We start from the raw sequence: 11365 nt of genomic DNA, 5'->3' as shown, positions 1-11365 counted from the left end.
TATTTACCTAATTTGCCACACTTATAAGTAGTAACCCACCTCCGCAGCCATTTATTGGTGTGGTCTACAGAGGATTAAGTCTTTTTAGAGGGGAAAATCCCTAGAACCCCATAATGTAACGACATCGCTCAGCATTGTTGTTGAGTGAGAACGTAGAGCACATTAAGGTTATGTACGCTTCCTGTGAGCGCCCTGCGGCAAGTGGTGGCAACTCCACGGTTTGTGCGTCGCATTGTCTTTTATATTTTGATCTACAAACTGGTAATAACCTTCTTTTGTGTGTGTCCACCAGTCATTGTGAAGATCTGCGCCGTGTTTTCGAATGATCGCTTCAATACCGTCTAAATCGATATGTGTCGCATCATATGCCAGGTGAATAGCCCCTTCTTTGATGTTGTAGCTCACCTCATCAATGCCAAAGAGCTTGTCAATCTCTTCAATTAGGGGCTCGCAATTTGCCTCATAGACATTGCTGAGCCGTAAATTCCGAACGACTAAATTTGCTTCTCTGACACCGACTCTGTGGTCTAAATCACTCATATCTTTCTCCTCGGGTGTTAATTTGAATGTTTCTGAGATTCGGGTGAATGGCTTCCATCCATTTTCGACATCATTACTTCCATCATCTTAAGATGCCTTTCTGCCATATCAACTTGGTTTTGCATGGGTTGCCCTTCCATTTTTTCGTGCATTATATGCATCATTCCCATCATGGATTGCATGTGTTTTTTCATCATTTCACGCTGCTTGCTGGGATTCTTTTCTTCTTTGATAGCGTTAACTTCTTCCTTCATCGACTTTATTTTTGCATTCATCATATGCATATCTTGGCCACGCATAGGCATTCCCGTTTGAATCTCTGGCTTGTCTGAGCCCTTATGCTCATGCTCTTCCATTTGTTGAGCTTGCGATGTTGCAGCCATTACTAATGTGGTTGAAAAAATGATTGATTTAGTGAATTTTTTCATGGCTTTCACCTTTTAATTTAAAGTTGAGGTTTGGGATCCAGCCAGGTGTCGTGTTGATATAGCTCACATACTCATCGCCAAATTCAGCAATAGCCAGAGCTTCTTCACGCTTTGCCAGTTTCACATACACAACAACTAAAACTGGAAACATGACCAGTGTGGGAATGGTCGGCCATTGCAACAAAAAACCGAACATGATCAGTATGAAGGCTAAATATTGAGGGTGGCGACACCGCGCATACCATCCAGTCTTAGCTAAGTGATGGTTCTTCTGAGCGTGGTGCAGCACATTCCATGCTGAGGACAAGATAAAGAATCCTGCAACAATAAATACCATACTGGCGATATGAAATGGGTCCCAGTGGGCGTCGCCTTTAAAACCAAAGAAAGTATGCAACAGATGTCCGTTTTCGTGCGCAAAAAAGTTTACTTCCGGATAGGTTTCAGCAAGCCATCCTGACAAGAAATAAATAGTCAGTGGGAAGCCATACATTTCGGTAAACAGGGCTACAATAAACGCAGAAAATACCCCCAAACTTCGCCAGTCGGTGGAAGATTTTGGCTTTACAAAACTGAATGCAAAAAAGATAAAAATAGCTGAGTTCAGTATCACCATTGACCATAAGCCATAATCATATGTATCATTCATCTTGGTTGTCCTTTTTAAGTGACTCCTTTCGGCCTTCCTCCAACCCCTGAATGTATCCATCACGATAAGCCGCGTTGTTATCACTCAATTCCTGAAAACTTTTCTGCTTATTGTCACTGTCGCGAGAATGTTCGTGGGCGTGTCCGTGTTTACCGTGGCTACTGTGCATGAATATATGCATGAATGGGCACAGCAATAAAATCAAATAGGGAAGAAACTGAAGGACATGATGACCATGTTCGAAAATTAAAAAATAAGTAACGGCAGCGATCATCGCTAATGCTGCCCACCCTGTAGGTGTTGACCAAAATCTGGGGTGACTGTTTTTCATGACTCATCCTATACCACCGTAAGAACACCGCGATACATCTGCATCTGGCAGTGAAAAGTATGTTCGCCCTGTGGGACGTTTTCGAGGTGAATTGGTGTTACATCATTAAGCGTTAGCTGCTCACTGATATCTAATGAAGGAATTAGCAGTACTTCGGAACAGGGAGACTCATCTTTGCGCAAAAACTTCAACGTAACAGATTGTTTTGCGTTTACCTGAATAGACGCTGGTGAGTACACGCCATTTTTTACTTCTATGAGTATTTCGTTACTTTCAGTAACTGTCTGATCAGGCTTGTATAACCAAAACCACCAAATAATCAGTGCAATACCCGTAAGTCCTACAATATTAATTATCATCATAAGAAAACTCCTTAGTGGTCCTTTGCCTTGAATAGGCGAAGCCGGTTCGCATTTGATACCACTGTTAACGAAGAAAATGCCATGGCGGCTCCGGCGATAACTGGGCTTAGCAATACTCCGAAAAATGGATAGAGCACGCCCGCCGCAAAAGGTATACCTGCTACGTTGTAGATAAAGGCTCCAAACAAGTTTTGCTTAATGTTGCGCAAGGTGGCTTTACTAACCGCTATAGCATCGGCCAGACCATGCAACGAGCCGCGCATCAGGGTGATATCGGCGCTTTCAATGGCAACGTCCGTTCCTGTACCAATGGCAAAGCCAACATCAGCCAAGGCAAGAGCCGGAGCATCGTTAATTCCATCACCAGTCATACCCACTACTTCTCTCTGCTGCTGTAATTCATGTACTTTGTTGGCCTTATCTTCGGGCAATACTTCAGCAAAAAACTCGCTTATTGCCGCTTTCTTTGCCACTGCAGCAGCAGTTTCTTTGTTGTCCCCCGTTAACATGATGACCCGGATATCATTAGCCTGAAGACGCTTGATGGCAGAAACAGAGTCAGGTTTTATCGGGTCGGCAACCGCTATGATGGCAGCAAGTTGTCCATCTACAGCGAAATACATGGGAGTTTTGGCGTCTTTGGCCAGTGTTTGTGCTTTCTCTGAATAATTACCTATGCCCACCCCTTTTGAAGCCATAAGCTTGCTGTTACCAAACAATAAGGCCTTTCCTTCACAACGGCCTTCAACCCCCATACCGGTAATCGCATTAAACTCTTCGGTTTTCAGCAGCTCAATGCCCTGGTCGTGGGCACTTTCTACTATCGCCATTGCTAATGGGTGCTCTGAACCATTTTCCAGACTAGCTGCCAATTGCAGCACTGTCTTTTCATCACTGAAATTGGCTAAAATTATGTCAGTGACCTTGGGTGTACCTTCCGTAATCGTTCCGGTTTTATCCAGTATCATCACACTGATTTTTGATGCCGTTTGTAGCGCTTCGCCGTTGCGAATTAGCACGCCGGCTTCAGCAGCCTTTCCAACCCCCACCATAACTGACATCGGCGTGGCTAGGCCCAATGCACATGGACAAGCAATGATCAATACAGTGGTGGCCGAAACTATGGCAAATGCCAGTGCGGGCTCAGGCCCAAAGTTCAGCCATGCTAGCGCACTGAGCACAGATATAATCATGACCACAGGAACAAAGTAAGCGGATATCACGTCGGCCAAGCGCCCAATAGGCGGCTTTGAATTTTGTGCGCGTTTAACCATTGCAATGATTTGCGCCAGTGCCGTGTCTTTACCTACTCGAGTTGCTTTAAATAGAAACATTCCTGACTTGTTGAGAGTTCCAGCAACGACTTCATCGTCATGTGATTTTTCAACTGGCATCGGTTCCCCGGTTAGCATTGACTCGTCGATTGACGTATGGCCTTCAACAACCACACCATCAACAGGCACTTTTTCTCCAGGCCTGACTTTGATGACATCGTTAAAAAGCACTTGCTCGATAGCGACCTGGACCTCTTTATTGTCGCGAATAACCGTGGCTGTTTTCGCTTGTAATCCAATTAAACGTTTGATTGCTTCTGAGGTTTTTCCGCGGGCTTTTAGTTCTAAGGCAAGCCCCAGATCAATTAGACCAATGATCATAGCTGTAGCTTCAAAATAAACGTGCCTTGCCATTAACGGCACTGCTTCAGGTACCAACACTACCAACATCGAATAGAACCATGCTGTGCCTGTACCAAGTGCAATGAGTGTATCCATATTGGCAGAATGATTTTTAAAGCTCTTCCACGCACCGATGTAAAAATGCCGGCCGGAAAAGAACATTACACCCAGCGTCAGTAGGCCAACTGCTAGCCACAACAACCTCTCGACATTAGTCTCGACCGTCATTTCGTCGACAACAATGCTATAAGTCATTAGAGGGATACCTAGCGAAAGCGCAATGAAAGTATCTCGCATCAGCTTTTTGTAATAGGTCCTATCCGCTGCTTCTTTTTCATCGACTACATCAGTGTCAGGCTTATCTTCGAAAGGCTTTGCGTTGTAACCAACGGACTCTACTGCTTGAACCAATAATTGAGAATCCGCTGTACCCGATACAAGTACTGTTCTGTCTGCAAAGTTCATTTCGGCATTCTGCACTCCCGGCGTCTGCTTCAAGGCAGCTTCTATTTTTCCAACGCAACTGGCACATCCGGCGCCTTCTATCACTAATTGTCGCTGTGTTACTTCTGCACTCATAGTGCTCTCCTTTTTTCCTATTTTTAGAAGACTTGTTTTTTGACGGACAACAATTTTTCTGAAGAAACACCTGCATTAAGTTCTGTCATTTATGTTTTCCTCCAGGACGGTGTGTTCAAACTCTTCTATTAAATGACAGACCACGTGTGAGGATGGGGCTTTGTCACCCATTGCTCCCCATTTCCTTACTGCCAGCATCATATTTTGCCTGAGTAACAACATTGCCTTAAATTGTCTTTCTGTTTCTGCTAGCCTTCTTGCAATTAAGGTTCTAACTAGGGGACAAGCGGTCTTTCCATTATCTGCTTCTCTGAGAATTTGCTTGATATCTTCAACTGAAAAACCTAAATGCCTTGCACTTAATATAAACCGCAACCTGGAAGCATCTTTCGTTGAATAGAATTTATAACCATTGTCAGATTTTGCCGGCGTTATTAACTGCAAGCGCGTGTAATAGCGAACAGTATCTGGCGTTGTAGCCAAGGCGCTTGCGATCTCTCTTACTTTCATAGTTGTTCCGATGTCTTTAACCTAAAATTTTACTTATACCTAAAGGCTAAACCTGTGTGTGGGACGCAGGTCAATAGGCATGTAACTCGTGAAACTTTCGGTTCTAAGATGTAATGCGTTTTTAAGTGAGGCGGATAATACTTGCTGTTCGTTTACTGATAGCAAACAGTGTCTTAATGTATATTAATTAAGCAGTTGATCGTCTAAGACATTCTTTGATTGCAATTGATTAGTAAAGAAAACTTAGAGAAAAGCCTCACTGAGTTTATGTGTAGCTCTTAATCGGAGGGTGGAAGGGAGGAGAGTGTATACCAATTAAAGGGGTAATATTTATATCTGAAAATGAGCTTTGCTTAATGTTTTCACTTATCAGAATTTCAATATTTGAAAGTATACAAAATTGGGTTAAAGAAGTTGCACAGTAAGCACCTATACAGCACGCGCATATCGATTGATCATTTCCTTCGCAGTGCTGTACATCCTGGTTCTTTTCTGAATGAAGTGTGTGATTATTTAAAGTAGTATGTTCTACGCTTGATAAGGAATCATTTGAGGACATATGAGATTCTGATGTGTCGTGACCATCACATTTAATTGGGTTCGTCATAGCAAAGCCGTGCTGTGAAAGCAGCGCAGCTATTAGTACTAATTTAAACCACTTATAAATGCCTGACACAATAAACTCCATCAGTGAGTAAGGGAATAGTAGCGGTATTCCGTTATTCTTACTTTGACGTAGATCAACACAACACAAAAAAGTGCTTAGGACCTTTAAACATTAAAGCCGTAATCAACTAGTTTAGTACTCTTGATTCATATAGCCTTAAACTACGCTTAGAAAGTACAACATAGCCATCATTTATAGCAATGCTTTTAATTAGTGCATCCTCAAAGATTATGCTACCGCACGTGAAATCGTGACTGAAAGTTGTGACTTCGACATCATTTGCGATATATAACGCGTTATCTAACGAAATAAGAATCCCAAAGTGCCCATACTGTCGAAGGGCATGACTAAATTGAGCGGTGTTTTGATCCCAATTTACAAACCTTCTTTTTACTGGAGGTAGACTTTGGAATGACGCTAGCTTTTCCAATTGAGGTGTGGCGTTATTATAAAGCTCATTAAAGTTATTAAGTAATTCTTCTAACAGAGTTTCTGCGAGTAACTGAGACTTGACCATCAATGATGAAATCGTTTCATTGTTTTCGACCTCAAATTTCTCTTGGATTAGGATGCTACCTGCATCAAGTTTCTCAGTGAGTTTATGAATGCTAACACCCGCGTTCTCAGGGTTGTCGATAATGTAGGTGAGTGGGGTTGGGCCTCTACTTTTGGGTAGTAAAGATGGGTGGATATTAATCGCATATTTTATTTCGTTTGTGGGTACTTTGTATCCGTAATCGGCTACAACAAAGACTGTCTGTTCGTCATTTAAATATCCTTTAAGAGTCACGATACTTGGTTTTTCAGTGGAATAAACAATATTGTATTTACGACAAATTCGTTTGATGAAGCTCGCATTTTCCTGAACATCGTTTATAAAAACGCGTTCAATGTTCAATCTATTTTTAATTAGAAGTAACAAACAATTCGAGAATAAGTCGTTTCCAAAATAAACGATTTTCATATTTCTCTGCACCTTTTGAGAATAGCGTATGTGGAACAAAATGTAGGTTGGGAGGACAAGTGTTTAAGGATTCGATGTTGATTAAAAATCTGTGCAAAAACGAATACCAAGGGTTCATTGGCTGGCGGGAAGCTTAGTTCGTGCCAATATGAAGTGTAAGGCATTTTGACAATAGGATAGCCGAGATGGTTCTGATATTGAGCAAACTGGAAAGCTACCGTTGATATTACCAAAGTAGCTTTCAATACATTTATTTCGCTAGTCTTTTGCACGATTTCTACTAGAGGAATGCGTGTGAACTATCAGCCACTCACCGTTAACTTTTTTAAAAAGAAAGGTTTGAAACCCCGTTTTGTTGAAAGTTTCTCCAGACTTCCTAACCTTTCCTTGAACGGTTGTATCAACGAGTGTCCAAGCAAAATCATCTTCTACATGAGTTTGAATGTTAGAAAAATCTAAACTTAAGAAAACTAAGGCATCCTTTTCTGGTTCAACATGATGCTCTATCAAGTCACTTAACCCTACATTCTGTCCGCCAGATTCAAAGTATCTTGCGCCTTTAAAGTCGAAAAAGTGCTTTTTAAAGGGGGCACCGTCTCCATTCTCCCAGCCATATTCAATTTGCTTTATAATGTCTTTTATCTGATCTTTATCAGTTGCATTGTTATCATGAGCGAAAGTGAAAAAAGATAACAAAGACGAAATGATTATGATTAAAAATTTTTTCATACGAGCTCTCTCGGGTAGTTAATCGAATCAATTTGACCAATGAATATGTTTGATTTTCCACTCTCCTTCGGTGTTGATTAAGACAATTGTTTCCATACTTTGGTAGTCTCTCTCTTCCCCCTTAAACATCCCATTGACCAGAAACCGCGATGCGGAGATTGCTGTGTTGCCCAGAACTTTGACTTGATGCTCCAACGCTTTATTTGTCACTGACGATAGATATTCCATATCTGAATTCATATGATGTTGAGCATATTCATCTGCGCTCCTCTCAACTCCGCCTCCTTCATAAATAGTCACATCATCCGCCAGTAGGCTCTTCGCAGTGATTTTGTCTCCCGTATTAAGCGCGTGATGGAATGCAATAACTATTTTAGCTGCAGGCGTATCTAACCCACTAAACATACCTTTCTCATGATGTTCTTTTTCATGGGCACTAGCAGCAAAACTCATGATTACGGGCATGATAAATAGTAAGACTAATAATTTAATTTTCATTTGAATTTCTCTTCTAAGTTTTATCTTTCGGGACCTACAATACTCGTAAGCCCAGAAGTAATGATTAAAATAGCAACTGCTATTGTTAACTCTAATGAAATGGATTTTGAGAGTGCTTCGCTTCCCGAGCCACTTTTAAGTTTTGGGACTAATTTCAGTTTGTGCCGTATAGCAATAGCTAGAATGCTAGTTACAAGGAACATTTTAACAAGAAGAGTTTGCCCATATATGGAGCTAAATAACCCTTCAAAACTACCTACCAATTGAATAGCTAGCCAAATGCCTGCAGATAATAATAAGGTAACCAATACGGCCGCCTGCGTACCAAACCTATCCATTAATTTATAAAGCTTTTCGTAGCTCTGGTAATGGCAGGAGAGCTTTAACGGAATCAATGCACCAAACCACCAAGCCATAACAAATACGTGAACCATAAGTAGTATTCGAGCAATACTTCCTAATTCAGAAACGTGGCCGGTTAAAGTAAATGTGTACGAGAGAGTGAATAGACACAGCACAAGTAAGCAAGACTTTAACCTTAGGAAAGGTTTAAGAGGTTTAAATTTCAATAAGTAGATAGTTATTAAAGCTACGGCTAACCCCCCCGCACGATACAAGGTGACTTCACCGATAGGAGAACTCAACATTATCTTAAGCATAAAGGGGTCAAGTGCGCCTTGAATTCCCTCTTCTACCATCGCTCCAGTGTTCGCGATAAACCACACTGCATTAGAAATAAACGCAACAAAGACACAAACCTTTACCCATACAGCGCTATAAGATGGCGTTGTATAACTTGTCCTACTGTCGTTAATATCTCGCCAGAAAAATGTATATCCAGCTGTGGCCGCGAAACCTAAATAAAACATTAGCTTTGTCACTACAATTACAGTGTTCCAGATATACATTTCCACAGCTGAATCCCCTTTTTAGTGCACCATAAATCCAAAACTATCTTTCATCTTGTGCCCATCGGAGCCAAGCATGATGAACTCAACATTGTATGAACCTGGACGTAATTTAGGTAAGGTCCAAGAATAATCCGTTGCAACCTCTTTCGGAGGTTCAAAGCCAAAATCAACTTTTGCACCTTCACTGTCTTTTAAAACTACTTTTATTAATCTAACTCCCTTGGTAAAGCTGACTGATAGTTCCATTGGGGCCTCCATCAACATTGCATTTTTGCTTGGTGTGCTAGATTTAATTTCTATAGCCTCATGTGCTAATGCCACGCTGCTTAGCAGTACACTAAATATTGCAAATGATTTAACAAGTGCTTTCATGATTACCTCTATCTTTGGTTAATATTCGGTTTTTAAAAATTAAAATTGCTTTGATTGTCAAAAGTGCGCATTTATTTGTTTAACTTTGACTTCAATCGAATTGACTGTCGTAGCTTTCTACTTTCGCGTAAGGTTCGTAGCTCCCATCTTGATATATAATGAAAACGGTATAAGGCATAAACTGCTCTGCTACTTCCATTCCGGGTGAACCTACTGGCATAGCTGGAACAGATAACCCGATAGCCTTTGGATGTTCTTCTAACAAGAATCGTTTTATAAACTTAGAAGGGACATGGCCTTCAAATACAAAGCCGTTTTCTGTAACAGCGGTATGGCAAGAGCGAAGATTTGGCGAAATTCCGTATTCGTTCTTGATGTCGCTCAAGTTATGAAAGTCCTTTGTACGTAGTTGAAACCCTTGGTTTTCTAGATGGGTTATCCACTTTTTGCAACATCCACACGATGGTGATTTATAAACTAATAATTCGAAGACGTCGTTTGCGCCATGGTGGATATTTGCCATGGCAATGCTAGGTAGAATTAGCAGTAATACCGCAGCTTGATAGATGATTTTTTTTAACATTTTTGCCTCCAGACAAAGCTGGCACATATAGGTACGCTAGCACCTAGATAATAAACAGGAACTGAAACAAATTGTGCGTTAAATTTGGACGCACTGACCCCGTGTTAGGCAAATATCGGTGGGCGAAAAAGTGAGGATGTTACTGAAACTGGCTGTTGGAAGAACAAGCCAAATGAAGCGTCCGGCACCACTGGGTGTTGAACAGTCATCATGGAAGCTATAAGGACGGGAGCATGAGTACAACCACCTGGTGGGCATGTGCATTCCGAAGTGTTGCAACAATCTTTAATACTAGCGTTTTCGGAACTTATAGAATCTACTCTCATACCATGGCTCATGTTCGTAGAGCAATTCGATTCAGAATTACTATTGTAATGTTTGTTGTCAATAGCCATTTCAAAACTCATAGTATCTACAGCCATCGCTTGCCCGACGAGGGCAGATAGCACTGTAAACACTAATATTACTTTTGATATGGATTTAAACATTTCTTAAGCATTAAACATAACCAATATGGAGAATAATGGATTTTCGCGAATTGGTAAACAGTTGAGGCTGATTTGTGATTAGAATAGCCCGTTCATCGGCAGAATTTAAGAAATAGTCATGATGAGAAAGATAGCCTACAACCATGCAAATTTTTGGGCGCGTCTCCAACTCCATAATTCAGATACTGCGGTAGAACTTGAACGCTTTAAGTAGCCGCCACAATACTTCCCTTTTGTCCAGTTCCATTAACGTTATAACGGGGGCTAACCAGAAATACAAAAAATTGAGGAGGCTTGAGGAGCTATATAAATAAACACACCCGATAAATATAAATTCATCGGTAACTTGAAAGAGAAATCAGATATTCTGTTTAAATCGTTGAGGCACAAACTAACTTCAGCGATTTCAACTTAAGCGCCACTCAAGCGCTGGTCGATAAGTGACTCTCGCCCCGCGGTTATAGATACTCTCTGCTTCACTTATTTTTCTGCATATGAATAAGGCGATTAATATCAGCTTTAGGATACAAAAGTTCAATCACTTCTATCAATTGTGAGCACGGTAATAAGTTGTCTATCCGTGATAGGAAAACCTCTTTATAGGGCTATCAGCGCTTGCTTTAGCTGACTACTGGCAATAATTAACTGTTGGCTCACGAGCAGTAGAGAATGTAACTTAACATGCAGTCATGATCTCACGTTAGGAACTTATTTGCATCTTCCCTAGTATCAATTGAATAACACTTTTATGCTGGTTCTAATTATTTCATCGATCTCGGAACATTGATTGAGACAGGTAACGTTAATCTATATTAAGATAACCTATTGTCAGCAAGTGTTTTTCAACAGTTTCTTGGTAGAACTCTGCAAAAAAATCGTAAAGTCATTTTATCGTTGTACGCCCAATGAGTTGAATGGAAGCATTGACTTGTTCCAGCAGCAATTATCCGTGACAAGGAACAGGTGGCCGAAAACTTTTTTGATCTCCACCACATACCAAATTGGGGTTCTAGGGATTTTCCCCTCTAAAAAGACATAATCCTCTGTAGACCACACCAATAAATGGCTGCGGAGGTGG

The 11365-nt window shown here is 41.0% G+C and carries 15 protein-coding genes; all 15 read right to left on the bottom strand.

Annotation, left to right across the window (positions count from 1 at the left end):
- Positions 1-168: 168 nt before the first annotated feature.
- On the bottom strand, positions 169-540 hold the full coding sequence (locus tag NO989_RS20890; RefSeq protein WP_012516912.1) for a hypothetical protein: 372 nt from the start codon (positions 538-540) through the stop codon (positions 169-171).
- Positions 541-557: 17 nt separating this feature from the next.
- Positions 558-968 carry a hypothetical protein gene (locus NO989_RS20885; protein ID WP_012516911.1) on the bottom strand — a complete coding sequence of 137 codons (411 nt, stop codon included), beginning with the start codon at positions 966-968 and terminating at the stop codon, positions 558-560.
- Entirely contained in the window at positions 952-1617 is a 666-nt protein-coding gene (locus tag NO989_RS20880; RefSeq protein WP_012516910.1) for an isoprenylcysteine carboxylmethyltransferase family protein, read from the bottom strand. The genes NO989_RS20885 and NO989_RS20880 overlap by 17 nt, the downstream gene beginning before the upstream one ends.
- Positions 1610-1948 carry a DUF2933 domain-containing protein gene (locus NO989_RS20875; protein WP_012516909.1) on the bottom strand — a complete coding sequence of 113 codons (339 nt, stop codon included), beginning with the start codon at positions 1946-1948 and terminating at the stop codon, positions 1610-1612. Before NO989_RS20875 ends, NO989_RS20880 begins: the two co-directional genes overlap by 8 nt.
- An 8-nt stretch (positions 1949-1956) precedes the next feature.
- Positions 1957-2310 (bottom strand): cupredoxin domain-containing protein, encoded by a 354-nt coding sequence (locus NO989_RS20870; protein ID WP_371343140.1) that lies wholly within the window; start codon positions 2308-2310, stop codon positions 1957-1959.
- An 11-nt stretch (positions 2311-2321) separates the two neighbouring features.
- Complete coding sequence (locus NO989_RS20865) at positions 2322-4565, bottom strand: heavy metal translocating P-type ATPase (RefSeq protein ID WP_012516907.1); 2244 nt, start codon at positions 4563-4565, stop codon at positions 2322-2324.
- Between the two features lie 75 nt (positions 4566-4640).
- Positions 4641-5075 carry a MerR family DNA-binding protein gene (locus NO989_RS20860; protein WP_012516906.1) on the bottom strand — a complete coding sequence of 145 codons (435 nt, stop codon included), beginning with the start codon at positions 5073-5075 and terminating at the stop codon, positions 4641-4643.
- A 794-nt stretch (positions 5076-5869) separates the two neighbouring features.
- Positions 5870-6706, bottom strand: a complete 837-nt coding sequence (locus NO989_RS20855) for a formyltransferase family protein (protein ID WP_015066038.1) — start codon at positions 6704-6706, stop codon at positions 5870-5872.
- 258 nt (positions 6707-6964) lie between these two features.
- Entirely contained in the window at positions 6965-7435 is a 471-nt protein-coding gene (locus tag NO989_RS20850; RefSeq protein ID WP_015066037.1) for a DUF4440 domain-containing protein, read from the bottom strand.
- Between the two features lie 27 nt (positions 7436-7462).
- Positions 7463-7933: a nuclear transport factor 2 family protein gene (locus NO989_RS20845; RefSeq protein ID WP_012516902.1), complete on the bottom strand. Its 471-nt coding sequence runs from the start codon at positions 7931-7933 to the stop codon at positions 7463-7465.
- Between the two features lie 20 nt (positions 7934-7953).
- The gene (locus tag NO989_RS20840; RefSeq protein ID WP_203565510.1) at positions 7954-8841 is read right to left on the bottom strand and encodes a copper resistance D family protein; all 888 of its coding nucleotides are present in this window, start codon (positions 8839-8841) and stop codon (positions 7954-7956) included.
- Positions 8842-8862: 21 nt separating this feature from the next.
- Positions 8863-9216 carry a copper resistance CopC family protein gene (locus tag NO989_RS20835; protein WP_012516900.1) on the bottom strand — a complete coding sequence of 118 codons (354 nt, stop codon included), beginning with the start codon at positions 9214-9216 and terminating at the stop codon, positions 8863-8865.
- Between the two features lie 91 nt (positions 9217-9307).
- Positions 9308-9799, bottom strand: coding sequence for a DUF411 domain-containing protein (locus tag NO989_RS20830; RefSeq protein WP_014978038.1), 492 nt, complete (start codon positions 9797-9799; stop codon positions 9308-9310).
- Positions 9800-9903: 104 nt separating this feature from the next.
- A complete protein-coding gene (locus tag NO989_RS20825; RefSeq protein WP_371343139.1) occupies positions 9904-10287 on the bottom strand; it encodes a CopL family metal-binding regulatory protein in 384 nt (127 codons plus the stop codon).
- 888 nt (positions 10288-11175) lie between these two features.
- On the bottom strand, positions 11176-11365 hold a 190-nt coding region (locus NO989_RS20820; RefSeq protein ID WP_371343138.1), incomplete at its 5' end, for a hypothetical protein.

The sequence above is a fragment of the Alteromonas sp. DY56-G5 genome, from assembly GCF_041414725.1.
Classification (GTDB): Bacteria; Pseudomonadota; Gammaproteobacteria; order Enterobacterales; family Alteromonadaceae; genus Alteromonas; species Alteromonas macleodii.
This window is presented reverse-complemented; position numbering and strand designations above follow the sequence as displayed.